Genomic DNA, 23,986 nt, shown 5'->3' with positions numbered 1-23,986 from the left:
AACATGGATAGGCATATGCATATTTACAATACGCTGACGCGACGCAAAGAACCTTTCACCCCGCTGGTCGCGGGAAAAGTGAGCATGTATGTTTGCGGTATGACCGTGTATGACTATTGCCACCTTGGGCATGCCCGCGTAATGGTCGCCTTTGATGTCATCACGCGCTATTTGCGCGAGCGTGGTTATGAGGTTAACTACGTACGCAACATTACAGATATCGACGACAAAATCCTCAAACGCGCTGATGAAAATGGTGAAAGCATCGCGGCGCTGACTGAGCGTATGATCGCAGCCATGCACGAAGATGAGGCGCGTTTATTTGTCTTGCCGCCCAGCCACGAGCCTCGCGCCACCGGGCATATCGGCGATATCGTGGCAATGATTGAAACGCTGATTGAAAAAGGCTTTGCCTACGCGGCTGATAATGGTGATGTCTATTATCGGGTACGTAAATTTGCGAATTACGGCAAGCTTAACAACCGCCAGCTTGACGATATGCGCTCAGGTTCGCGGGTTGATATTGATGTCAGTAAAGAGGATCCGCTAGATTTCGTGCTCTGGAAAGCGGCTAAGCCGGGCGAGGCTCACTGGGCATCGCCCTGGGGCGACGGTCGCCCCGGCTGGCATATTGAATGCTCTGCGATGTCGACCTGCTGTTTGGGCGATACGTTCGATATTCATGGCGGCGGGCCGGATTTAACCTTTCCGCATCATGAAAATGAAATTGCCCAAAGCGAAGCGGCCACTGGCAAAACCTACGTTAATACCTGGATGCACGCTGGGGCCGTGCGCGTGAATCAAGAGAAGATGTCCAAATCGCTGGGTAACTTCTTTACCATTCGTGACGTGTTGGCTGAACACGACCCCGAAGTCGTGCGTTTTCTGCTGGTGGCGAGTCATTACCGTAGTCCTATTAACTATTCGGTAGATTCACTGACGGATGCAAGAAAATCGCTGACGCGCTTATACACGGCGCTGCAGGATGTGGAAAGCAGCGCCGCCAGTAGCGCAGCGTCGGCTTATCGTGAGCGTTTTACTCACGTCATGGACGATGATTTCAACACTCCAGAAGCGCTGGCCGTGTTGTTTGAATTAGCGCGAGAACTCAATCGCGCCAAGCAGGAAAAGCCTGCAGAAGCGCCTCGCCTTGCCGCTGAGTTAAAGCAGCTTGGGGCTATTTTGGGACTGCTTCAGCAAGTGCCGCAAACCTTTTTGCAAGGTACGCAACAGGCGATGCCACTTAGCGAAAGCGAGATTGACGCTAAAATAGCGCAGCGCATAGCGGCCAAAGCGAATAAAGATTTCGCCCAGGCCGATGCGATCCGCGATGAGCTTGCAGCGCTAGGGATTATTCTTAAAGATGCCCGAGAAGGCACGTCTTGGATATTTGAGGCGCCTTAGCGCATCACCATTAAAATGATTTGGCTGAGATAGGCTCTGACTTAAACGCTAATGGTCTTTTTATACTCAAGACGCTGAAGGCTTTTATACTCAAAGTGCTGAAGGCTCTTATACTGGATAAGAGCCTAAGTCGACAAAAAGCCCACTGCAAAAGGAATTCCAAGATGCGCTTTTCAGCTAATTCTTTCATGGCTAATTCATTTATTGTTAAGCCCTTAATCGCTGCCTGTGCTGTGTCCCTAGCTGCATTCTCTCACGCCCGCGCCAATGAGCCGGTGGTCGTCTCATCCAAAATTGACACGGAAGGTTCGGTGCTGGGTGAGCTGATTATTCAGACCCTGGAGCGCAATGACATTGCTACCGAAAATCGGTTGCAGCTAGGCGCGACCAGCGTGGTTCGTACAGCCTTAGAAGCTGGCGAAATTGATGTGTATCCAGAATACACGGGCAACGGCGCGTTCTTCTTTGATATGACCGACAGCGGCGTGTGGAATGACTCTGATCAGGCGTATGAAACCGTTCGAGAGCGCGATGCCGAGCAAGGCTTAGTGTGGTTGCAGCCTGCTAGCGCTAACAACACCTGGGCAATGAGTATCCGTGAAGACGTCGCCACCGAGAATGATCTAGTCAGCCTCGACGATCTTGCCGCCTACTTAGCTGACGGCGGTGCGTTCAAATTTGCGGCAAGCGCTGAGTTTGTAGAATCGGCGTTGGCGCTTCCGGCGTTCCAGGAAGCCTATGGCTTTACATTGGACGATAATCAGTTATTGGTGCTTTCTGGAGGAAATACCGCCGCCACCATGCGGGCCGCCGCGCAGCAGACCAGCGGTGTTAACGGCGCTATGACATATGGCACGGACGGCGGATTAAAAGCCCTAGGTCTAGTGGTGCTTGAAGATACCAAGGGTGTACAGCCCGTTTATCAGCCTGCCCCCGTTGTGCGTGAAAGTGTCCTGGCCGAGCATCCGGAAATGGAGACATTACTTAACGAAGTGTTTGTCACTCTCGACTTAGAGACGCTGCAAACGCTGAATGCCGATGTGGCTGTTAATGGCTTGTCGCCGACCCAGGTGGCCAGCGACTATCTTGACACGCTGGATCAGTAGCGCCTGATCTTGTTAATCACTAGTGTTTGATGCTTAGGATGATCCATTAATGTCGCTACGGGATGCACTGCCCACACTGCGCATCCACCGAGATGGGCTGCACCCTAATGTCGTGCTGGTTAGCCTGAGCGTTGTGATGCTGGCGGCATTCTGGACATTAGACATGGTGAGCATGGCCCCCAATAGAATTGTATTAGGGACAGGCTATAGCGCACCGGCAGCGTTTGGCTGGCCCGGTGCGCTGTTAGCCACGCTACTTTTCAGCGCCATGTTTTTTTTAGCGTGGCAGCCAAGCCAGCGCCACTACCAGGCGCTGCTAGCGGTGGTGGTCATGCTAATGGCCTTAATGCCATTCGGCTTAATAGCCAGCAGTTTTTTATTGATTGAACCTGAGCTGCCCCAGGCGCGTTTAGGCCTGGGAGCCGGGTACTGGGTGACGCTGTTTATACTACTGCTTAGCCTAGTGGAGCTGCGCTTACGTCTAAACCTTACGCGGCTATGGCCCACGCTGCTGCTCAGCGGCATTGCCTTAGTGTGGTGGCTGTGCGCCACGCTATGGTTAGATAGCCTTGCGTTGGTGCAAGAGTTTAAAGCGCGTGATCAGCTGTTTATCCGCGCTGTTGGCCAGCATATGACGCTGGTGGGTATTGCCGTTAGCGTGAGCATTGTATTGGGGCTTGCGCTAGCGCTATTAATGCGCCGCTACGCGCGGCTGCAGAAGGTCGCCTTCACGTTACTCAATTTCCTTCAAACGATTCCGAGCATTGCACTATTTGGCTTACTGCTGGCGCCGCTTGCCTGGCTTGCCGCGAACGTGCCTTTTTTAGCCAGTCTTGGCGTTAGTGGTATTGGCACGACGCCCGCCTTAATCGCGCTGATAGCCTATAGCCTGCTTCCTATGGTGCGTAACACCTATATCGCGCTCGAAGAAGTTAGCCCCGTGACATTAGAAGCGGCCAAAGGAATGGGCATGCGTGCTAGTCAGCGATTTTGGCAGGTGCGGCTACCGCTGGCGCTACCGGTGCTGTTAGAGGGCGTTCGTATTACCACTGTTCAGGCGATTGGACTGACCGCCGTGGCTGCGCTGATTGGGGCAGGAGGCCTTGGTACCTTCATTTTTCAAGGCTTAGGCCAGGCGGCCATGGATATGGTCTTACTTGGCGCATTGCCCATTTTAATGCTGGCTCTCATAGTGGATGCAGGGTTGGGGGCGCTTGCCGAAGCGCTACGCCCCGGGGGAACAAGATGATTGAGCTTGCGAATGTCTCTAAACGATTTGGTAATGAAATCGCGGTAAACGACATATCGCTGCGGATACCCAAAGGTAAGTTCTGCGCCTTAGTCGGCACCTCCGGCTGCGGTAAGTCGACGACGCTGCGTATGATCAATCGCTTAATCGCACATAGCGAGGGCGAAATAACGCTTGATGGAGCGTCGATCGAAACCTACGACCCGGTGAAATTACGTCGTCGGATTGGCTATGTTATTCAGCATACCGGGCTATTCCCTCACTGGAACGTTGCGCGCAACATCGGGCTGGTTCCGCGCTTGTTAAAGTGGTCATCAGCAGACGTTCAGGCGCGAGTAGAGGAGTTAATGCAGCTGCTGGGGTTGCCGGTGGACGAGTTCGGGCACAAATATCCACATCAGCTTTCGGGTGGCCAAGCGCAGCGGGTAGGCGTTGCGCGCGCACTCGCTGCTAATCCCGATATTATGCTGATGGATGAGCCCTTTGGCGCGCTTGACCCCATCACCCGTGAAAAGCTCCAGGATGAGCTAGCGAAACTACAGGCGCGCATGCACAAAACCATCGTGTTTGTGACTCACGATATGGACGAAGCGCTAAAGCTAGCCGATCACTTGGTTGTCATGCGAGAGGGGCGGATCGTTCAGCAGGGCTCACCCCTGGCACTGTTAAAACATCCCGCAGATCCTTTTGTTGAATCGCTGCTCGGCGGCCTTGAGCGAGGCCTGAAACAAGCGGCACTGGCGCGGGTTAAAGACCATATGACCTCGATGGGATCGGCGCTGCCAGCCCAGTCACGTATTCCTGCCGACTTTTCGCTGCGCCAGGCGCTATCTATGATGTTACGCGACCATAGCGACCGGCTAACCGTTGTCGATCAGCACGACGTTCCCGTCGGCGAGCTGTCGTTGCGTAAAATTGTCAAAGAAGCCCAGCTGGACAAGGGCAGTGCGCGTGAGTAATCCGCTATGGCGATGGCCGCTGCTATGGATCGTGCTGCTGTTCATCAGCGTTGTGGGGATGTCTGCTGCTGAGCCTGTTTTTCACTGGATAGAACCCGATGCTCGGCAGGTGATTTACAGTCGCGCCGAGTTTTATGTGCTGCTTGGGCGTCATCTTTTTGTTGTCGGCATTGCGGCGCTGGTGACGATTAGCGTTGGCGTATCAGCGGGGATTGCCGTCACTCGTAAGCGGGGCAGCGATTTTCTCCCCTTGGTAGGTCAGGTAGCCTCATTGGGCCAAACCTTTCCGCCGGTGGCCGTTTTAGCGCTGGCGGTGCCGGTACTAGGCTTTGGCACGCTGCCGATCATTGTCGCCTTAATGCTTTACGGGCTGCTGCCCATCGTGCGTAACACTCTTACCGGGCTCCAAGAAGTCGATGCCGAGCTTATAACTGCGGCTCATGCAATGGGCATGACACCGTTACAAATATTACGCCACGTAGAGCTGCCCTTAGCGGCCCCGGTTATATTGGCAGGCATCCGCACGTCGGTGACGATTAACATCGCCACCGCCGCTCTAGGCGCGACCGTCGGGGCCAGCAACCTGGGCGACCCGATTATTTCCGGCATTGTTAATGGCAATATGGCCTATATCGTTCAGGGTGCACTGACGATTGCGTTACTGGCGTTGTCGGTCGATAGCCTGTTTGAAGTACTGCAACGCCAGCTGCGTTCGCGTCTCTCTGCGTCTTAAGTAGCATCCCTAAAATCCTTGCGCTGCGTTACTGTCGCAGTAGTTGTGTTGGCCAATGGCAGATAAATCCACTGGCATGAATGGTCTTAACCAGCAACACTGCCCTCATAAGGGGTAAAACAAGGATAATATTCATGACGAAGTACGTACACCAGCCGGATTTTATGACCGGTGATGAGCTTTCGATACCCACGTTTAGTCTGCTTGATCCTGAAGGTGATCTATACCCAGGCGCCGTAGAACCCGAGCTTGAGCGTGACCACGCTCGGCGTATTTATCAGGCGATGCTTGCCACGCGTATTTTAGACGAGCGGATGCTGGCAGCTCAGCGCCAAGGGCGTCTCAGCTTCTATATGCAGTGCACCGGGGAGGAAGCGGCCGTTGTGGGCGCCGCTGCGGCGCTTAATGACGCCGATATGATCATGGCGCAATACCGTGAGCAGGGCGCCTTGATGTATCGCGGCTTCTCTATTGACGAATTTATGAATCAGCTTTTCGGCAATGATCTAGATTACGGCAAGGGTCGGCAAATGCCGATTCACTATGGGTCGCGTAAGCTTCACTATATGACGATCTCGTCGCCTCTAGCGACGCAAATTCCTCAGGCAACGGGCTATGCCTATGGGCAGAAGCTCGCGGGTAACGGTCACTGCACGCTCACCTTTTTTGGTGAAGGCGCTGCATCAGAAGGTGATTTCCACGCTGCGTTAAATATGGCGTCGGTGCATCAGGTCCCGGTCATTTTCTTCTGCCGCAACAACGGCTATGCCATTTCAACGCCTGCCGTTGAGCAGTTTGCGGCTGACGGCATTGCGCCGCGTGCCTTTGGCTATCATATGCACGTTATTCGCGTTGACGGTAACGATGTGCTGGCCGTCTATGAAGCGACCCGTCAGGCACGCAAAATCGCCGTGGAGCGCAACCAGCCGGTACTGATTGAAGCGATGAGCTATCGCCTTGCGGCACATTCCTCCTCTGACGACCCTTCAGGCTATCGCTCAAAAGACGAAGAAGAAGTCTGGCGCGCCAAAGACCCGGTGCTACGGCTACAAAAATGGCTTTTGAAAAAGCAGTGGTGGAGCGAAGAAGAAGAGACCACTCAGCAAGAGACACTGCGCCGTGAAGTCCTTGAGACCATGAAGCGCGCCGAGAAACGCTCATCACCGCCCCTTGAGAGTTTGATCAGTGATGTCTATGCCGACATTACCCCCGCGCTACAGCGACAATTTGATCAGCTTAAGCGGCATATTCGTCGTTATCCGGAAGCCTACCCTCGCGGCGCCGCGTCGCTAGATTTAGACGTCGGTACAGGCACTGATTCTCAGGGAGAGGCATAACATGGCCACAATGAATATGCTCCAGGCAATCAATAACGCGCTGGATATTGCCATGGCCGAAGACGAAAAAGTCATCTGCTTTGGCGAAGATGTGGGTATTTTTGGCGGCGTGTTTCGTGCCACTAGCCATCTGCAGGAGAAGTTTGGCAAATCGCGCTGCTTCAATACGCCGCTGGTTGAGCAGGGCATTATCGGTTTTGCCAATGGCTTGGCAGCCCAAGGCTCGGTGCCCGTAGCGGAAATTCAGTTTGCCGACTACATCTTTCCGGCATTCGATCAAATCGTTAATGAAACCGCTAAGTTTCGCTACCGGTCAGGTGACTTGTTCAACGTCGGTGGGCTGACTATTCGCACGCCTTATGGTGGCGGTATCGCGGGCGGTCTCTATCACTCCCAATCGCCAGAAGCCTATTTTACCCATACGCCAGGCTTAAAAGTGGTGGTGCCGCGTAACCCTTATCAGGCCAAAGGGCTGCTGCTTGCCGCTATTCGCGACCCGGACCCCGTGCTTTTTCTAGAACCTAAACGCCTTTATCGCGCCGCGGTCGGCGACGTGCCTGAAGAAGATTATCAGCTGCCGATTGGTGAAGCTGAAGTCATCAAAGAGGGCACGGATATCACCGTGGTCGGCTGGGGTGCGCAGATGGAAGTGATTGGTAAAGCGGTTGAGTTGGCTGAAGAGCAGGGCATCGCCTGTGACGTCATTGACCTGCGCACGCTGCTGCCCTGGGATGCCGATACGGTCGTGGAGTCGGTACTTAAAACAGGTCGCCTAGTTGTGAGCCACGAGGCGCCGTTAACCGGCGGCTTCGCTGGCGAAATCGCGGCCACCATTCAGGAGCGTTGTTTTCTCTACCTTGAATCGCCCATTGCCCGGGTGACAGGGCTTGATACGCCTTTTCCGCTGGTATTGGAAAAAGAGTACATGCCTGATCATCTGAAAATCTTTGAAGCGATTCGCGAAAGCGTCAACTTTTAGCGGCTGAAAGCGCCTAAGAACGCATGGGGAGAATAACAATGAGTGATTTCTTACTACCGGATATTGGCGAAGGCATTGTCGAGTGTGAAGTCGTCGAGTGGCACGTTGCTGAAGGTGACGTCATCGCTGAAGATCAGCCGATCGTTGAAGTAATGACTGATAAGGCACTGGTTGAAATTACCGCGCCTGAAGCGGGTGTCGTTACCAAGCTTTACGTGCCGCAGGGCCAAATTGCTAAAGTGCACGCGCCGCTTTATGCCTACCAAACTGACGCTGAGCATGCGCCAGGCGATGCCGAAGCCTCATCCGTAGCCGATCAGTCCGGTGCTGATGAAATGCCGGTAGAGCTGCCTGAATATGGTTCAGGCTCATCGACGGGCGCGACGACTCAGGTGTCCGCCAGCGAGTCGGGCGGCCAGCATAAAGTCCCTGCCAGCCCCGCCGTTAGGCGCTTAGTCCGAGAGCACTCTCTGCAGCTTACGGACATTGCTAGCAGCGGCAAAGATGGCCGAGTGCTAAAAGAGGATGTGCTGGCGCATCTAGATCAAGCTTCGCAAACCAAGGCCTCAGCTAACGTGACACCGGGCAAAGCGGCGCTAGAAGTGTCCGCCAAAGGCATCGAACCTAGAGTTGAGCCTTTGCGCGGCGTGCGGGCCGTCATGGCGAAACGTATGGTGGAGGCGGCCAGTACGATTCCGCATTTTCACTATGGCGAAGAGATTGATGTCACCGGGCTGCTGTCCTTAAGGGAGCGCTTAAAACCGCTGGCAGAAGCACAGGGCGAGCGGCTAACGCTAATGCCGTTTTTTATGAAAGCGATGGCGCTGGCGGTTGCCGAAACGCCTATTCTCAATGCGCAGTTAAATGCGGCGGGCAATGAGCTGCATTACTACCCGCAGTGCAATATTGGTATGGCGGTGGATAGCAAAGCGGGCTTGATGGTGCCCAACGTGAAAGGCGTTGAGCGGCTAACCCTGCTGGAAATCGCTCGTGAAGTAGGCCGGCTAACGACGTCAGCCCGCGAGGGGCGAGTTGATCAAGCTGATCTTAAAGGCGGCACTATTAGCATATCGAACATTGGCGCTTTAGGCGGTACCTACGCCTCACCGATTATCAACGCGCCGGAGGCTGCCATTGTTGCCATTGGTAAAACCCAGTGGCTGCCGCGTTTTGATGAAAGCGGCGCGGTGGTGCGTCGTGCCATTATGACCATTACCTGGGCAGGCGATCATCGCTTTATCGATGGCGGTACTATCGCGCGCTTCTGCAATACCTGGAAGGGCTTTCTGGAAACGCCGGACGCCATGCTGCTCCACTTGGCGTAACGTGATGTCTCAGGCACCGCTTCAGCAGTTTTATATACCCGAAGAGCAGTCGGTATATCTGCTGAGTCATCACGATGCCCGTAAGTTGAAAGACTGGGTGGCGCTGTGCCAAGCACAGCTTACCCAGTTAGGCTATCAGGGCATTGAGTTAATCGGTAAAGGGGCTTACGGCTTCGTTTTTGGCGGTAGTGCCACGCACCAGGGCGCTACCGCCCATTACGTATTTAAGTTTTCACGCATTACCTTGCCAACCCATCTGCAAGAGCGCCTTGAGGAAGAGGCGTTTATGCTTGATCAAGTCTCGCACCCGCGAATCCCCGGCTTGATCGCCTATCAGCGCTCACGAGGCCAGTCTATTCTAGTGATGGAGCGTGCACCCGGCTGGAATTTAGAGCAGATATCGCTTAAGCACGGGCGCCTCTCTGCGCGCTTGATCGTGCGCATTGCCGCTCAGTTGGCAGATATTATTATGGCCCTACGGCGAGAGTCTGGGCCTAAGTTTCGAGCGGTCGTTCACGGTGATATCAAACCATCCAATTTGGTGTACGACCCTGAGCATGAGTCTATTGCGCTTATTGACTGGGGCTCATCGGTGTTTGCTCAGCTAGACGCCGAGCTGCAGTTTGTAGGCACCAACGTGATGGAGCTGATGTCGGACAACCTGCAGCAGACGAATGCCCGCCTGGGAGATGTCTACTTTATTGGTGAAGAGCAGCTGAACGGTGCGCTGTCATCGCCGCGATTTGATGAGCAGGGCGCCGCGGGGGCGCTTTACGCGCTGGCCTCAGCGCAGTCGTGTCGCTTTGGCCATCGCGCTATTCCCGCCAGTTCACTGGGCTTGCCTATAGAGTTTGCCCGCACGTTGGATGGCATGCTGGACCCCGACCCTCACGTGCGTCGCAAAGCCGGCGACTATTTTGTGCGCAATATGCCGCGCATGGCCAAAGCGGTAATGATCGATCTGCCTGAAACGGTTAATGTGCCGCTGGTGCCTGTTTGGGGGCGCCCGGCTCAGCAAGAAATCGATACGGTGGTTTATAGCTCGCGCAAAGCCTTTTTACGCGAAGCCTTTTCACATGAGGCCAATGCGCAAGAAACGCTGAATGACGTCAATGATGTCCAGCTAGACCGCTACTACAAGCAGTTTATGCAAGGAATGGGAGAAACTGAAAAAGCGTTTTTAGCGTCAGTGAGCCGGCTGGGTAAATATCCTGTGGTGGGTGGGCTGGCGGTGCGTTGGGAGCGTGAAGGCGTCTATATTGACTCATCGCTAAACTTGCACGACCCGGCGCTGAAGCCTGCCTTTATTGAAGCGGTAAATAATATGGTTCACTTGGCGCGGGCTATTCATCGCCAGGGGGTATTTAAAAGCTGCTTGTTTAATGCCCGCCAGACCCTGCACTTAGAGCGTGCTTCAGCAGATGACGTCTTTGTCCGTGAATCAACGATGGCCATCAGCTACGAGCTAAGCGCGATGCCAGAGCTTGAAGACCGAACGCGACAGCACAGCTATTTTGAAGACGGCCCGGATCCTGAAGAGCTGCTGGTGCTGCCTGCCTCAATAATGCGAGTGCTGCAGCAGCTTAACGATATTCACCACACCGGTATGATTATTTTTGAAGCGCTGCCTCAGCACCTCAAAATCCACAGTTATTACCGGTTACTCGACCCCAGTAAAGAGCATGAATTTGGCAAGCTACTGGACAAAATTCTGGCATCGGTTAGCGAAATTGAAGGCCTGGGAGTGTCCGGGTTTATGAAAATGCCTTATAAAGACACCCGCTATTTTACCCACCTTGAAAAGCAGCCTGAGCGCTTTTATCCCCGCGACCCGCGGGAATATGTGAAAAAGCGGGCAACCTAGTGCCTGTCCGCGTTGGCAATCACGTCTGACTGCTGTGCCAACCACGCTGCTAACTGCTCTGTTAGCTCATCACTAGCAAGCCCAAAGGCATCAACGACGTCGCTAATATCGACGCTGGTAGCTTGCGCGCTGGCGCTGAAGTCCATGGCAGCAAGGGGGGGGCGGTTCTGAGTGCCCAGCAGCTGTACGTCGAGCTGTACCTTAACCGTCGGTGGCTGGGTAACATAGTCGCTCTGGAAGTGGCGAAGCTCGCTGACTAGCAGCAAGTCATGAGGTAGCCGATCACTGCCTACGCCAGCAAACAGCTGGCTCTGCTGTAGCCCATCTATTAAACGCATCTGCAGCAATTCAGGCGTATCTTCGTGCCAGCGGGCATCTTCATAGACATTGACAATAGCGTGCTCGGGGTAGACCACAATCCGGTTGCTGCTCAATAAATAACCCGCTTCCGGTGCCGCAATACCCAGACGCTGGGTAGCCAGCGGCGCATGGGAAGCGGTGGCCGCTATAGTCGCGGCGGGCAAGCGATAAAGCGTTGCAGGCTCGCTTTCGGGCAGTATTGAACAGCCGCTGGTGAATAGCAGCGCAGTGCCAGCTAAAACGAAAGCCGTATGCCGATAGCTCATGGGCGGAACTCCTTTATCTGATCTCGGCCCAGAAGGAAGTCCGTCGGGCTGTCTTCTAACTCACGTGTGATGCGGTCCAGCGTATTCAGCGTAGAGCGCAGCGACGAGAGTGCCGGCGCAATATCTTGTGCGCCCTGCAGGCTGCCCTCAATGGCGCCAGCATTGGTTTCCACTAACTGTTCAATGCGCTGTGCAGCGCTAGCCACGTCGCGGCTGGCGTCGGCGGCACTTTGCATCACTAATCGGCCATCTTCGCGCAGTAGCTGCGTGGCTTCTTGGCTAAGTTCATCGATGCTTGCAAGCGTCGTGGTCGCTTGCCGAGACGCATCGCTGAACAGCGCCATGTTTTCGTCCAAAGCACTCTGCTGGCTCGCGACCATTTCGGTGATTCGGGCGATGTTGTTGAGAATCGTACCTGCCTGTTCACGGTTGTTATCATCAAACAGATCGTTAACGCTTTTTAGAATGGAGTTAATGTTTTCGATCATATCCTCACCTTCATCGAACAGTGTTGCGATGGGGGAAGGGTCTGACTGAATGAAGGGAGCATCACTGTCGGTTTGATCAATCAGGCGTTGGCTTTCTGGCGTGCCGCCGTAAAGCTGTACCGACATGCTGCCGGTGATGCTCGCAAACGCAAGCTTCGCTCGCGTGTCGGCTTTTATCGGCGTGTCTTCGTATACCCGAATATTAGCAACCACCTTACGCGGATCATTAGAGTCAAGCGTAAGCTCGGTGACATCGCCTACTTCGATGCCGTTATACTGTACCGTGCTGCCAATCGATAAACCGCTGACGCTGCGTTCAAATAAAATGCGATAGGGCTGGTAGTCACGCTTTCCAGATGCGTAGCTCATCCAGAGTGCAAAGAGTAGCGCTGCGGCAACGGTTGCCAGCGTGAAAAAACCGATTAATACGTGGTGCGCGCGCGTTTCCATGTGCTGTCACTCCGGGCTGTCTGTAGTAGGCGAAGAGGCGGTATGAGCACGCTGTGCGGCTCGACCACGTGGCCCGTGAAAGTAGTCTTGAATCCACTCATCGTCTGTTTGCGCTACTTTGTCGATGGTATCTACCACCAGCACACGCTTTTGCGACAGCACGGCTACTCGATCACAGGCGGCGTACAGCGTATCCAAGTCATGGGTAACCAAAAAAACGCTGAAACCTAGCGCATTGCGAAGTGTTACCAGCAGTTCATCGAGTGAGGCTGCGCCGATGGGATCAAGCCCGGCCGTTGGTTCATCGAGAAATAAAATGTCGGGATCAAGCGCTAATGCTCTTGCTAGGGCGGCACGTTTTATCATCCCGCCTGACAGTGACTCGGGAAATTGCAGCGCTGCCTCAGGCGGCAAACCGACTAGCGAGAGTTTCACTCTGGCGATATGCTCTGCGTCTTCGCGGGGTAGCTTGGCGTGTTCAATCAACGCCAACGCAATATTCTCTTGCAAGTTTAGCGAGCTAAAAAGCGCTCCCTGCTGAAACAGTACGCCAAAACGTCGCTCTATTTGGCTGCGTTCTGTTTCGCTAAGTTCGTTAAGCGCCGTACCCAGCACTTCTATCGTGCCCTCATTGGGCCGTCTCAGTCCGATAATGCTGCGCAAAAGCACTGATTTACCGGTACCAGAACCGCCTACGATGCCGAGAATTTCTCCACGTTCTAGGGTTAAATCCAAATGATCGTGAACAACGTGAGAGCCAAAGCGGTTGACTAGCCCGGTTACCTTAATCACCGGCTGCTCTTTTTCCTGTTTCGGTGCGTCCGAGTGCATCACCAGCCCATCTCCATAAAGAATAGCGCAGCCAGAGCATCGATCAGAATGACCATGAAAATTGACTGCACTACGCTAGACGTCGTATGAGCACCCACCGACTGGGCGCTGCCACTGACCTTAAAACCCTCTAGACAGCCGATAACAGCAATCACAAAGGCAAATACCGGTGCCTTGCTAAGACCAACTAAAAAGTGCACTACGGGCACATCTTTTTGCAGCATGCTCATAAATTGCGTCAGCGAAATATCCAGCGACAGTGTCGCTACCATGGCACCACCGGCTAAGCCACTGAGCATACCCACGAATGCCAGCATTGGTAGGCTGATTAACATGGCCATCACTCGGGGAAGCACTAAAAGCTCAATAGGGTCTAGCCCCTGTGCCTGAAGAGCATCAATCTCCTCGTTGGATTTCATGGCGCCAATTTGGGCGGTGAAAGCGCTGGCGGTTCGCCCAGCTAAGAGTATTGCGGCAAGCAACACGCCGAACTCACGTAAGAATGAGAACGCTACAAGATCGATGGTATAAACCGTGGCACCAAAATCTTCCAATACGGTCGCGCCAAGAAACGCCACCACTGCGCCTACCATGAAGGTTAGTAACGCAACGATAGGCACGGCGTTAAGGCCGCTCTGTTGGATATGGGCAACCGTAGCCGTTAATCGCCAGCGACGCGGCTGAAATAGTAGATGAAATAGCGTGGCAACCACTAGGCCAATAAACGCCAGTAGCTGGCGCTGCTGCGACCACAGCGCCACCATGTGCTGGCCAACGTTTGCAAGCGCCTGACTGGTGCGTGAGAAAGTGGGGGGGGCAACGTCAAGCGGTGCGTCCATTGCTTCAGCAATACGGATGAGCAGCGCCTGCTGCTCTTTTGGCAAATCACCGGCCCATTGCGCGACCGTTAGCGCTTTATCAATGCCAATAAGCTCAATAACCAGGATCGCGCCCGCCGTATCTAGCCGAGTAATAGCATTTAATGAGATACGTTCCTCTGGGCTTTTACCAATCTCACTTCGCGCAATCGCTGATTTGATAGGGCGATAATTGGCAAGCGTCCATTCGCCCTGCAGTGCCCGTGCTTGGTCATCATCTGCTATCCACTCGCTTGGCATCCCCACTCCTTTGCGCTCATTATGTTAATGCGCTTGTTTATAAGGCTATGATGCATTCAAACGAGCGTTAGTTAAAGTCTCTTAGCTTGACTCTCATCGTGTCGAGCGGGATGTGGGCGCTAGCTCTTGCTTAATGTAGGCGGCCACTTCTTTTAAGCGCGGGCCTAAATTATTAACCAGCCGGTCATGATCAAGGCGCAGGCTCGAGCCGCCGCAGTTAATGGCCATTACCTCAGCGCCATCTTCTAATATTAGCGGCATGGCGACGGCGCTAATATCGCGCTGCCAATCCTGTTCGGAAAGACAAAAGCCGTATTGCGCATAGTCCTGCATGCTCTGCTGAATACCCGCGTGATAGCGTGGCCATTCGCTGCCATACGTCTTTGCCAGCTCCTGGAGAACCTGCTGGCGCCGCTCATCTGATAAGCCACACAGCCAAGCGCGACCAATGGCAGAGGTGGCGATGGGCAGTCGCGAGCCGGCGTCTAAACGAATGATAAGCGGGCCGTGACCGTGGCAGGCTTCCAAATACACCATATCACTTCGGTCCGCACCGCCCAGGCTAACGTTGCAGTCGGTAGCATCAGCAAATTTTTGCAGATGTGGGCGGGCAATCTCGCGAATGCCCATATTAGCGAGAAAACGGTAGCCCAGCGCCAATACGCCGGGGCCGAGGCGATATTTCTCTAAATGGGTGTTGTGCTGAAGATAGCCCAGCTGAGTCAGCGTATAGGTTAAGCGTGAAACGGTAGGGCGCGGGATATTGGTACGGTTTGAGAGCTCGGCATTGCCTAAATACTCTTCTCCAGCGCCAAAGGCGCGCAGCAGCTCTAAGCCGCGCGCAAGCGCGGTGACAAAGTTACGATCTTTTCCGGACAGTTGCAGGTCGTCGGCATCAGTGTCGGTAGGTTGCATGCAGTGTCCCAACAATAGGTGGCTTATGGCGCCCAGTATCGCATATCTACTTAGGCCCAGCTTTGCGGCTAATCAATGAAAAGCGGCCGTTATAAAATTATCTCAGCCATCAAGGCGTTCAATGATCGTCGCGATACCCTGGCCAACGCCAATGCACATTGTCACCAGTGCGTAGCGTCCGCCGGTGGCTTCTAGCTGACGCAGGGCAGTGAGCGCCAATCGTGCGCCTGAGGCGCCTAGCGGATGGCCAATAGCAATCGCGCCGCCGTTAGCATTTAAGCGCGGGTCATCGACGCTAAGCCCTAGCTGTTTAACGCAGCCAAGCACCTGAACGGCAAACGCTTCGTTAATTTCAATAACATCCATTTGCCCTAGGGTAAGGCCTGCGCGAGCCAGGGCTTTTTGAGAGGCGGGTACCGGCCCTAGCCCCATTACGCGAGGCGCAACGCCAGCCACGGCGCTTGCTACAATTCGCGCGCGTGGGCGCATGCCTACGTTTTGACCGGCGGTCTTGGTACCTACAATCATTGCCGCGGCGCCATCGTTCAACCCCGAGGCATTGCCAGCCGTCACGACACCGCCTTCAAATAGAGCGCCTAGATTGCCCAGCTTATCTGCGGTGCTTTGTGGGCGTGGGTGTTCATCTTTATCTACCAGCAGGGGCGGCTGTTTACGACCTTGAGAAACCTCAATGCCAACGATTTCATCATCGTAAAAACCGGCTGCCAGCGCTTGGGCATAGCGTGCCTGGGATCGGGCTGCAAAGGCATCGCTGGCGTCGCGATCAATATGTAGATCATGGGCAATATTGTCTGCCGTTTCGGGCATGCTGTGACTGCCGTACTCTTTGCCAATCCATGGGTTAGGAAAGCGAGAGCCAATCACCGTGTCGTACATAGGTTGAGTGCGCGCATAGGCGGTATCCGCTTTGCCTAAAACATAGGGCGCTCGTGACATGGACTCTACGCCGCCAGCCAGAAACAGTTCACCCTCACCTAGCCGCGCTGCGCGTGCAGCGTCCATGATCGCCGACAAACCGCTGCCGCAAAGTCGGTTGACAGTTTGACCTGCCACTTCGATAGGTAAGCCGGCCAATAGGCCAGCATGGCGGGCTACGTTGCGCGAATCCTCGCCGGCCTGGTTGGTGCAGCCAGCCAAGACCTCTTCATAACTCTCGGGTGCGAAAGGGTTGCGAGCCACCAGCGCCTTCAGTGCCAATCCCAGCAATTCGTCAGGGCGAATATTGGCTAAACTGCCGCCGTGTCGGCCAAAAGGTGTGCGTAAACCGTCGTAAATATAGGCGTCTTGCATACTGATGCTCCTTATTTTTGATATGAGCGAACTACGCCGCGGTGAGCGACATGTTCAACGCAGCGCGGCGGCGCAGCCATGGGCTAGGGCGATAGCGTGGGTCGCCGGTAGCATCGAGCAAATTTGTGAGAATGGTCATAATGCGCGCGGCGCCGTAATGGTCGCCCATACGTAGCGGCCCGAAGGGGTAGCCTAGACCCAGCTCAACAGCCCGATCGATAGTGGCTGGTGCCGCGACTCCCTGCTGGGCAATGTCGGCACCCACGTTGACGATGCAGGCAATCACACGCTGAAGAACAAAGCCGTTACTGTCCTGAAGAACGCTCACAGGCGTGCCATCGTGACTGAGTAAACTAGACGCCGCTTGAAGGTAAGCCATTTGAGTTATCGGTGTGGCCATCAGGCTGCGGCGATGATTGAGCCCGGCGAGCATATCGACCGCGACGCACTGCTGGGCCTCTAACCCCTGGCGGAGCGCACAGGCAGTGGTATCTTCACCAAAAGGCGTTAGCAGGCAGAGTGCTTCCTCTGTAGGCCGTGCTCCCGTTTCCAACGGCCAGCCAGCCGCAGTGACTAATTCGGCGAGCGCCGTGGCGTTTTGTGGGTCGTCCTGGCTGATCCATACCGGGCAAGGGGGGGCAGCCCCGATAGTGGGTTCGTCAGGCAGCTGCTGTTTGCCATCTACATAGCGATAAAAGCCTTCGCCGGTTTTACGACCGAGTAAGCCTGCGGCCAAGCGCTGGCGTGTTAATGGCGAAGGACGAAAGCGCGCTTCCTCGTAGTACTGATGGTATATCGACTCCATCACCGCATGGGAGACGTCCAGCCCGGTGAGATCAAGCAGCGTAAAGGGCCCCATTCGAAAGCCGCCCTGATCGACCATAATACGATCAATGGTGGCCGGGTCAGTGACGTTTTCACCTAAAATACGCAGCGCTTCAGTGCCGAAGGCGCGGCCGGCATGGTTAACCAGAAATCCAGGCGTATCGGTGGTTTGGGCCGTGAAGTGGCCCATGGCTTTACCTAAGGCATTGACTCTTTGGGTCACGTCTTCGCCCGTGCGTAGGCCTGGGATGACCTCGGCAATTTTCATCAGCGGAACGGGATTGAAGAAGTGAAAGCCAATTACCCGCTCAGGATGCTGGCAGGTGGCGGCTATGGCCGTTACCGATAGCGATGAGGTGTTCGTCGCTAATACCGCCTGCTGGCTGACGATGCCTTCTAAATCGCTAAACAGCCCCTGTTTAGCTTCCAGCTTTTCGATAATAGCCTCGACGACAATATCGCAGGGGGCGAGGTCGCCAAGTTCATGCGCTTCAATCAATCGCCCGCTATATTGCTGTGCTTGTTCGCTAGTGATGCGCTGTTTCTCCGCGCTTCTTTCCCACAGGCCGTTAATAAAATTTTTGGCTTCTTTTACAGCGTCCTCTTTAACATCGAACAATATGACCTGAAGACCAGCCTGGGCAGCCAGCTGAGCAATGCCACGGCCCATGGCGCCAGTGCCCACAATGCCAAGCGTGGTGAAGGGGGATGCTATTGAATCGCGAGACATACGCCAAATCCTCTCTGCCATTAAGTTCTTATTTTGCGATCGTTAACGCTGTGATTCTGCATTGCAAAATAGTGTTTCAATTATTGACTGATATCCTAGGCTATGCAAAAGTGCCTGACAAGTAATGTGGACACTAGTTTTGCATGGCGAAACTAATTAACTCCACGCCTAATGTCAGCATTAATGTCCAACGATAATAAGCAATTTTTTGCCACCTGGAGCCGTCATGATCCGTGATCCCGAACTGATTAATCAGCTTGTTGATTCCATCGCCCGCTTTGTCCGCGAACGCCTTATTCCTAATGAAGCGCGGCTAGCTGAAGAGGACGCGGTGCCCGCAGAGATTCTAGCCGAAATGAAAGAGATGGGGCTTTTCGGACTGTCTATTCCTGAAGAGTACGGCGGCCTGGGTCTGACGATGGAAGAAGAAGCCCTGGTGGCAATGGAAATTGGTAAAACGTCGCCAGCGTTTCGTTCGGTGTTTGGTACCAATAACGGTATTGGTGCTCAGGGTATTTTGATTGATGGTACCGAAGAGCAAAAAGCCAAATACGTGCCGCGCTTAGCCACTGGCGAGATTCTGAGTTCCTTTTGCCTTACCGAGCCAGACTCTGGTTCTGATGCCGCGAGCCTGCGAACCACGGCCGTGCGCGATGGCGATGACTATATTTTGAATGGTACCAAGCGCTATATTACGAACGGCCCAGAGGCCGATCTGTTTACGGTAATGGCGCGCACAGACCCTAATAATAAAGGCGCTGGGGGTATTTCTGCGTTTATTGTTGAGGGCGATACCCCAGGGTTAGTGCGTGGGCCTGCGGATAATAAGATGGGTCAAAAAGGTGCTCACACCTGCGATATTATTTTTGATAACTGCCGCGTGCCTGCTGAAAATATTATCGGCGGAAAAGAGGGGCAGGGTTTTAAAACAGCCATGAAAGTACTCGACCGCGGTCGGCTGCATATTTCAGCCGTCTGCGTCGGTGTGGCTGATCGTTTAGTTGAAGAGTCACTGCGTTACACCATGGAGCGTAAGCAGTTTGGCGCGGCGCTTTCTGAACATCAGCTCATCCAAGCGATGCTGGCAGATAGCAAAACGGAAGCCTACGCAGGTAAGGCCATGGTAATGGACGCTGCACGGCGCAAGGATGACGGTGAAAACGTCTCTACGCTGGCCTCTTGCTGCAAGCTGTTCTGTGCTGAAATGGTAGGCCGTGTTGCTGACCGCGCGGTGCAGGTTCATGGTGGGGCGGGCTATATGTCTGAGTATGCGGTGGAGCGTTTTTATCGTGATGTGCGGTTATTTCGTATTTATGAAGGCACGACGCAAATTCAGCAGCTGGTGATCGCTCGTAATATGGTGCGGGAGGCGTCCTAATGGCTTTGTCGGTTTCCTATCAAGCGCCGGACGAGTCTATTTTTGGACGTCTTGCCAGCGAGTTAATCGCAGAGCTTCCTGAACGACTCAGTACCCGCGTGCTTGAAAATGCGCAGCGCTTTGGCGATCAGCCTGCGATTGTGGATGGTCACGTCCGCTGGAGCTATGCAGAGCTTGGCCAAGAGATCAATGCCGCCTGTGACTGGTTAACGGCGATGGGCATTCGCCCTGGCGATCGCATCATGACGGTGAGTGAAAACTGTCGGGCTTTGGTGGTACTACTGTTGGCCGCCAGCGAGTTGAATGTATGGGTAGCCATTGTCAATTCGCGCCTTTCAGCCCAGGAGATCGATCTTATTCAGGGCAACTGCCAGCCGCGGCGGGTGTTTTATACCTGCGATGCTTCGCCAGAAGCTTGTCAGCACGCCGATCGGCATAATGCTGATCGCTATCAGCATCCTCAGCTGGGCGGGCTGGCTATTTCAGCGCTGTATGAAAGCGAGCCCGAACCGGTATGCGCGAGCGGCGCCGAGCAGGTGGCTGCCATGATTTACACCTCGGGTACCACAGGCACGCCCAAAGGGGTCATGCTGACGCATCGCGGCATACTTTATATCGCCTCGATTTCCGGTGGCATGCGCCATTTAAGTCACGGGCAGCGAGTGTACGGCGTGCTGCCGATTTCACACGTTTTCGGCCTTGCCTCAGTGTGTATGGGGTCGCTGTACAACGGCGCCTGCCTCTACACCGTGCCGCGTTTTGATGCGGCTCAGCTGCTGGAAGCGCTTAAACAGGAACGCATTACCGTTCTCCAAGGCGTGCCGGCCATGTATTCCCGCGCGCTTGAGTTTTTAAAGCGTGAGCAGCGCCAGTTAGACGCCCCCGCGTTGATTTATATCTCCGCCGGTGGTTCGCCTCTTGATAGCGATACCAAGGGGCGCGTGGAAGCCGTGTTTGGTCAGACGCTGCACAACGGCTACGGCTTAACCGAAGCGAGCCCGACGATTAGCCAAACGCGCATAGATGATAGCCACGCCAATAGCACCGCTGGCCGAGTACTACCTTTACTTGAGTATCGTCTTGAGCCGCTTAGCGACAGCGGCACGGCAGAGCAGCCCGACGTTGAGGTCGGCGAGCTATGGGTGCGTGGCCCCAATATTATGAAAGGCTATTTTCGTCAGCCCGAAGCAACTCGTGTGACGCTTAGTGATGACGGCTGGCTGAATACGGGTGATATTGCCCGGCTAGATGATGAAAACCAGCTGTATATTGTAGGGCGTAGCAAAGAGCTGATTATTCGCTCGGGCTTCAATATTTACCCACCGGACGTAGAAGCGGTTATCAACGAACACCCTGCGGTTACCTTAACGGCCGTCGTGGGGCGCCAAATTGCCGGCAATGAAGAAGTCGTGGCGTTCGTGCAGTGCGAGCCAGGCGTTGATGTTGACATGGCAGAGCTCAAAGCCTTTATCGCCGAGCGGCTGGCGCCCTATAAACGTCCTACTCAAATTGTATTAATGGATACTCTGCCTTCCACCGCGAGCGGCAAAATTCTGAAGGGCAGACTGCGTGATTTGGCCCAGCAGGAGAGCGACTCATGAGTGATTCGCACGGCGATAAAGCACCTCAACAGGCGCTAATGGGCTATCACGAACTACTGGGTATGCACGTGGTGGCGTGGCAGTCGGGGCGCGTCGTGGTTGAACTCACCATCGAGCCCAAGCATCTCAACCGCAGTGGCAATGTTCACGGTGGCGTGTTGGCCTCAATGTTAGACAGCGCCTTAAGCCTGGCTGGTTTGCACTGCGAAGTGCCGGGCAATATTCGCCGTGGGATGACGCTTTCACTGACGACTACGTTTGTAGGGCCGGCTAAGCAAGGCGTGCTGCGGGCAACGGGAACGCTGCGTGGAGGCGGGCAGAAAACCTATATGTCCAGCGGTGATATCGTTGATGCCGCTGGCAACCTAGTGGCCATGGGTGAAGGATCATTTCGTCGTCGTAGCGGCAGCGAATCGCCGCAAGGCCTGCCTGACGACGAGCTGCAAGCTCAGACCAACGTGCCCGTCGAGTGAGCACAGCCCGCCTGCGAGTGTCTTATTTGCTGGTGGTGACTCTCGCAACGCTGCTTCATCTAGTGATCGGAAGCCTTTTTTGGCAGGCCGTGGGCATTGCCGCCCTGCTGCTTTATTTGTCGACACTTGCTGGTCAGCTAACGCGCATGGCAAAAGGGCTATTGTTAGCCGCGGGCGTGCTCACTGCGTTAGCGCTTTGGCGGTCGTCCACGCCGGGTCAATTGCTGTTTGAAGCCAGCGGTCGCTTTGCGTTTTTCGCAACCTTCGTGGTGGCGTTGAGCATGCTACGGCTGCCAGCGTACCGTTCACGCTTGGTGCGCCGGTGTGGTAAGAGCATGCTGCTTCAGCCGCCTAGCCGTCGCTATCCGATTTTATCGCTCGGCTCAGCGCTGTTTGGCATTATTCTTAATATCGGCGTGCTCAATCTGTTTGCCGCCATGATTGAAAAAAGCAATACGCTGAGTGCGGCCCAAGGGCGTATCTGGGTGCAAGAGGCGCGTCAACGGCGCATGATGTTGGCGCTGCTGCGTGGGTTTTCACTGGCTCCGCTGATTTCTCCTATGGGTATCGGCGTGGCCGTGGTGCTATCGAGCCTGCCCGAGCTTAGCTGGCTGGCGCTCGCGCCGTATATATTGGGCGCGGCGGTGCTAATTTTCTTAACGGGGTGGGCGGTTGATTTTTTGACCGGGCCGCACCCACCGGCTAATCGACATCAAGTTTCTACGCCATCATTGCGCCCGCTGGCCCAGTTTAGCGTGCTGCTAATGGGTATTGTGGCGCTGGTGTTTACGATTGCATGGCTATTAGCGCTGCGCTTACCGATTGCGGCGCTATTGGGTGCGCCCATCGGCGCATTGCTTTGGCTTGCCTGGCAGCGGCGAAAGCTTGGCTACGCGGGCCTGCCTGCCGCGCTTAGCGCGGTGCATCGCCAGCTGCCCTGGCTGCTGTCACCCAGTGCCAATGAGATTGTAGTGCTAGGGGCTGCAGGCTATTTAGGGCATCTATGCGTTGGGCTAGTCGATACCCAGCAATTAGCGCCGCTGCTGGTGGTGCTCAACCAGTGGGGGGCATTTAACGCGGTGCTGGGTATGCTAATGGTGGTCGGGCTTGCCCAGGTCGGCGTTAATCCTATCGTAACGGTAACGTTATTGGTCGGCCTGCTGCCAACCTTAGGTATTGAAGGGCTAACGCCTGCGTTAATTGGCGCGTCGTTAATGGTGGGCTGGGCGCTGGCGCTCATGTCCTCGCCAATGACGGCCTCCATGCTCATCTTATCAAGGTTCACTGGCGTGCCCGCGACGCAGATAGGCTATCGCTGGAATGGGCGGTTTTTGATAGCCTCGATCCCTTTACTGGCAGCGTGGTTTGCTTGGTCGCCTTTTTAAGTAGACGCGCTATCTAGCAGCACTAATGGATAGCGCTTGACCTTTACTGGCCAATTTTTTACTGTTCGTGCTGTAAATTGAAATAACATTCTGCAGTGCGAAATATGCTAATTGATTAATCGCTCGGAGCATCGCTTATGAAAGTACTCGTCGCGGTTAAACGCGTCATCGACTACAACGTCAAAATTCGCGTTAAAGCGGACCACTCGGACGTTGATCTGACGAACGTTAAAATGGCCATGAACCCCTTCTGCGAAATTGCTGTGGAAGAAGCGGTGCGCCTGAAAGAGAAGGGCGTGGCCACGGAAGTCATCGCCGTCTCTGTTGGCCCTAAAGCTGCCCAAGAGCAGCTGCGTACCGCGCTGGCGCTGGGCGCTGATCGCGCTATTCATATTGAAACTAACGAGCGCGTGGAATCCCTGGCGGTGGCCAAGCTGCTGGCCAAGGTCGTCGATGAAGAACAGCCCGGCCTGATGATTCTCGGCAAGCAGGCGATTGACACCGACAATAACCAAACCGGCCAAATGCTCGCCGCATTGACCGGCTTGCCCCAAGGTACGTTCGCCTCTGAAGTGGCGGTCGACGGCGACAGCGTTAACGTCACCCGCGAAATCGACGGCGGTCTGCAAACTATCGCCCTGACGTTACCTGCGATCGTTACCACCGACCTGCGTCTCAACGAGCCCCGCTACGCCAAGCTGCCCGATATCATGAAGGCCAAGAAAAAGCCGCTGGATGTTAAAACCCCCGCCGACTACGGCGTTGAGGTGGCCTCCAAGGTCAGCCTGCTCAAAGTAGAGTCGCCCGCTGAGCGCAAAGGCGGCGTCAAAGTTGCCTCGGTAGACGAGCTGGTCGACAAACTAAAAAACGAAGCCAAAGTGCTTTAACAAAGTACATTA

Annotated in this window: 21 protein-coding genes; 14 read left to right on the top strand and 7 right to left on the bottom strand. The window is 54.7% G+C overall.

Translation table 11 applies throughout. The features are described from left to right. The first annotated feature begins 15 nt into the window (after positions 1–15). The 9 genes from cysS to KUO20_RS08200 all read left to right on the top strand — a co-directional run bounded on the left by cysS (position 16) and on the right by KUO20_RS08200 (position 10,956). Positions 16–1,404 carry a cysteine--tRNA ligase gene (gene cysS / locus KUO20_RS08240; protein WP_235042369.1) on the top strand — a complete coding sequence of 463 codons (1,389 nt, stop codon included), beginning with the start codon at positions 16–18 and terminating at the stop codon, positions 1,402–1,404. 188 nt (positions 1,405–1,592) lie between these two features. Further along, positions 1,593–2,510, top strand: coding sequence for a glycine betaine ABC transporter substrate-binding protein OsmF (gene osmF / locus KUO20_RS08235; RefSeq protein WP_235042368.1), 918 nt, complete (start codon positions 1,593–1,595; stop codon positions 2,508–2,510). A gap of 49 nt (positions 2,511–2,559) precedes the next feature. Further along, entirely contained in the window at positions 2,560–3,759 is a 1,200-nt protein-coding gene (locus KUO20_RS08230; protein ID WP_235042367.1) for an ABC transporter permease, read from the top strand. Continuing rightward, positions 3,756–4,718 (top strand): ABC transporter ATP-binding protein, encoded by a 963-nt coding sequence (locus KUO20_RS08225; protein ID WP_235042366.1) that lies wholly within the window; start codon positions 3,756–3,758, stop codon positions 4,716–4,718. Before KUO20_RS08230 ends, KUO20_RS08225 begins: the two co-directional genes overlap by 4 nt. Next, complete coding sequence (locus KUO20_RS08220) at positions 4,711–5,451, top strand: ABC transporter permease (protein ID WP_275415686.1); 741 nt, start codon at positions 4,711–4,713, stop codon at positions 5,449–5,451. Before KUO20_RS08225 ends, KUO20_RS08220 begins: the two co-directional genes overlap by 8 nt. 134 nt (positions 5,452–5,585) lie before the next feature. After that, positions 5,586–6,788 (top strand): thiamine pyrophosphate-dependent dehydrogenase E1 component subunit alpha, encoded by a 1,203-nt coding sequence (locus tag KUO20_RS08215; RefSeq protein WP_235042365.1) that lies wholly within the window; start codon positions 5,586–5,588, stop codon positions 6,786–6,788. A 1-nt stretch (position 6,789) separates the two neighbouring features. Beyond that, entirely contained in the window at positions 6,790–7,767 is a 978-nt protein-coding gene (locus tag KUO20_RS08210; RefSeq protein ID WP_235042364.1) for an alpha-ketoacid dehydrogenase subunit beta, read from the top strand. A gap of 38 nt (positions 7,768–7,805) precedes the next feature. Continuing rightward, positions 7,806–9,092 carry a 2-oxo acid dehydrogenase subunit E2 gene (locus KUO20_RS08205; protein ID WP_235042363.1) on the top strand — a complete coding sequence of 429 codons (1,287 nt, stop codon included), beginning with the start codon at positions 7,806–7,808 and terminating at the stop codon, positions 9,090–9,092. A 4-nt stretch (positions 9,093–9,096) separates the two neighbouring features. Further along, positions 9,097–10,956 (top strand): protein kinase domain-containing protein, encoded by a 1,860-nt coding sequence (locus KUO20_RS08200; RefSeq protein WP_235042362.1) that lies wholly within the window; start codon positions 9,097–9,099, stop codon positions 10,954–10,956. On the opposite strand, the gene KUO20_RS08195 is transcribed toward KUO20_RS08200, so the two are convergent. The 7 genes from KUO20_RS08195 to KUO20_RS08165 form a co-directional block, all read right to left on the bottom strand. Further along, complete coding sequence (locus tag KUO20_RS08195) at positions 10,953–11,582, bottom strand: ABC-type transport auxiliary lipoprotein family protein (RefSeq protein WP_235042361.1); 630 nt, start codon at positions 11,580–11,582, stop codon at positions 10,953–10,955. The two genes, KUO20_RS08200 and KUO20_RS08195, sit on opposite strands and share 4 nt — an antisense overlap. Continuing rightward, on the bottom strand, positions 11,579–12,520 hold the full coding sequence (locus KUO20_RS08190) for an MlaD family protein (protein ID WP_235042360.1): 942 nt from the start codon (positions 12,518–12,520) through the stop codon (positions 11,579–11,581). The genes KUO20_RS08195 and KUO20_RS08190 overlap by 4 nt, the downstream gene beginning before the upstream one ends. Positions 12,521–12,526: 6 nt before the next feature. Further along, entirely contained in the window at positions 12,527–13,351 is an 825-nt protein-coding gene (locus tag KUO20_RS08185; protein WP_235042359.1) for an ABC transporter ATP-binding protein, read from the bottom strand. Further along, complete coding sequence (locus tag KUO20_RS08180) at positions 13,351–14,469, bottom strand: MlaE family ABC transporter permease (RefSeq protein ID WP_235042358.1); 1,119 nt, start codon at positions 14,467–14,469, stop codon at positions 13,351–13,353. The genes KUO20_RS08185 and KUO20_RS08180 overlap by 1 nt, the downstream gene beginning before the upstream one ends. Positions 14,470–14,562: 93 nt before the next feature. After that, positions 14,563–15,384 carry an IclR family transcriptional regulator gene (locus tag KUO20_RS08175; RefSeq protein ID WP_235042357.1) on the bottom strand — a complete coding sequence of 274 codons (822 nt, stop codon included), beginning with the start codon at positions 15,382–15,384 and terminating at the stop codon, positions 14,563–14,565. Positions 15,385–15,486: 102 nt separating this feature from the next. Continuing rightward, entirely contained in the window at positions 15,487–16,695 is a 1,209-nt protein-coding gene (locus KUO20_RS08170; RefSeq protein ID WP_235042356.1) for a 3-oxoadipyl-CoA thiolase, read from the bottom strand. A 31-nt stretch (positions 16,696–16,726) separates the two neighbouring features. Continuing rightward, positions 16,727–18,250 (bottom strand): 3-hydroxyacyl-CoA dehydrogenase, encoded by a 1,524-nt coding sequence (locus KUO20_RS08165; protein WP_235042355.1) that lies wholly within the window; start codon positions 18,248–18,250, stop codon positions 16,727–16,729. Positions 18,251–18,476: 226 nt separating this feature from the next. Between KUO20_RS08165 and KUO20_RS08160 the strand changes: the two genes are divergently transcribed. From KUO20_RS08160 to KUO20_RS08140, 5 genes are all read left to right on the top strand, one after another. Next, positions 18,477–19,628, top strand: coding sequence for an acyl-CoA dehydrogenase family protein (locus tag KUO20_RS08160; protein ID WP_235042354.1), 1,152 nt, complete (start codon positions 18,477–18,479; stop codon positions 19,626–19,628). Further along, positions 19,628–21,229, top strand: coding sequence for a class I adenylate-forming enzyme family protein (locus KUO20_RS08155; protein WP_235042353.1), 1,602 nt, complete (start codon positions 19,628–19,630; stop codon positions 21,227–21,229). The genes KUO20_RS08160 and KUO20_RS08155 overlap by 1 nt, the downstream gene beginning before the upstream one ends. Continuing rightward, complete coding sequence (locus tag KUO20_RS08150; protein ID WP_235042352.1) at positions 21,226–21,702, top strand: PaaI family thioesterase; 477 nt, start codon at positions 21,226–21,228, stop codon at positions 21,700–21,702. The genes KUO20_RS08155 and KUO20_RS08150 overlap by 4 nt, the downstream gene beginning before the upstream one ends. Then, entirely contained in the window at positions 21,699–23,087 is a 1,389-nt protein-coding gene (locus KUO20_RS08145) for a hypothetical protein (protein WP_235042351.1), read from the top strand. The genes KUO20_RS08150 and KUO20_RS08145 overlap by 4 nt, the downstream gene beginning before the upstream one ends. Positions 23,088–23,224: 137 nt before the next feature. Further along, on the top strand, positions 23,225–23,974 hold the full coding sequence (locus KUO20_RS08140; RefSeq protein ID WP_235042350.1) for an electron transfer flavoprotein subunit beta/FixA family protein: 750 nt from the start codon (positions 23,225–23,227) through the stop codon (positions 23,972–23,974). Positions 23,975–23,986 lie beyond the last annotated feature (12 nt).

Origin of the sequence: Vreelandella profundi (genome assembly GCF_019722725.1) — a bacterium.
In the GTDB taxonomy this organism is placed as follows: Bacteria; Pseudomonadota; Gammaproteobacteria; order Pseudomonadales; family Halomonadaceae; genus Vreelandella; species Vreelandella profundi.
The sequence above is the reverse complement of the archived record's forward strand: the minus strand, read 5'-3'. Positions and strand labels throughout refer to the sequence as shown.

Excerpts from the sequence above, each read along its gene's own strand:
- cysS (WP_235042369.1), top strand. The coding sequence starts at position 16 with ATGCATATTTACAATACGCTGACGCGACGCAAAGAACCTTTCACCCCG.
- osmF (WP_235042368.1), top strand. The coding sequence starts at position 1,593 with ATGGCTAATTCATTTATTGTTAAGCCCTTAATCGCTGCCTGTGCTGTG.
- KUO20_RS08230 (WP_235042367.1), top strand. The coding sequence starts at position 2,560 with ATGTCGCTACGGGATGCACTGCCCACACTGCGCATCCACCGAGATGGG.
- KUO20_RS08225 (WP_235042366.1), top strand. The coding sequence starts at position 3,756 with ATGATTGAGCTTGCGAATGTCTCTAAACGATTTGGTAATGAAATCGCG.
- KUO20_RS08215 (WP_235042365.1), top strand. The coding sequence starts at position 5,586 with ATGACGAAGTACGTACACCAGCCGGATTTTATGACCGGTGATGAGCTT.
- KUO20_RS08210 (WP_235042364.1), top strand. The coding sequence starts at position 6,790 with ATGGCCACAATGAATATGCTCCAGGCAATCAATAACGCGCTGGATATT.
- KUO20_RS08205 (WP_235042363.1), top strand. The coding sequence starts at position 7,806 with ATGAGTGATTTCTTACTACCGGATATTGGCGAAGGCATTGTCGAGTGT.
- KUO20_RS08200 (WP_235042362.1), top strand. The coding sequence starts at position 9,097 with ATGTCTCAGGCACCGCTTCAGCAGTTTTATATACCCGAAGAGCAGTCG.
- KUO20_RS08195 (WP_235042361.1), bottom strand. The coding sequence starts at position 11,582 with ATGAGCTATCGGCATACGGCTTTCGTTTTAGCTGGCACTGCGCTGCTA.
- KUO20_RS08190 (WP_235042360.1), bottom strand. The coding sequence starts at position 12,520 with ATGGAAACGCGCGCGCACCACGTATTAATCGGTTTTTTCACGCTGGCA.
- KUO20_RS08185 (WP_235042359.1), bottom strand. The coding sequence starts at position 13,351 with ATGCACTCGGACGCACCGAAACAGGAAAAAGAGCAGCCGGTGATTAAG.
- KUO20_RS08180 (WP_235042358.1), bottom strand. The coding sequence starts at position 14,469 with ATGCCAAGCGAGTGGATAGCAGATGATGACCAAGCACGGGCACTGCAG.
- KUO20_RS08175 (WP_235042357.1), bottom strand. The coding sequence starts at position 15,384 with ATGCAACCTACCGACACTGATGCCGACGACCTGCAACTGTCCGGAAAA.
- KUO20_RS08170 (WP_235042356.1), bottom strand. The coding sequence starts at position 16,695 with ATGCAAGACGCCTATATTTACGACGGTTTACGCACACCTTTTGGCCGA.
- KUO20_RS08165 (WP_235042355.1), bottom strand. The coding sequence starts at position 18,250 with ATGTCTCGCGATTCAATAGCATCCCCCTTCACCACGCTTGGCATTGTG.
- KUO20_RS08160 (WP_235042354.1), top strand. The coding sequence starts at position 18,477 with ATGATCCGTGATCCCGAACTGATTAATCAGCTTGTTGATTCCATCGCC.
- KUO20_RS08155 (WP_235042353.1), top strand. The coding sequence starts at position 19,628 with ATGGCTTTGTCGGTTTCCTATCAAGCGCCGGACGAGTCTATTTTTGGA.
- KUO20_RS08150 (WP_235042352.1), top strand. The coding sequence starts at position 21,226 with ATGAGTGATTCGCACGGCGATAAAGCACCTCAACAGGCGCTAATGGGC.
- KUO20_RS08140 (WP_235042350.1), top strand. The coding sequence starts at position 23,225 with ATGAAAGTACTCGTCGCGGTTAAACGCGTCATCGACTACAACGTCAAA.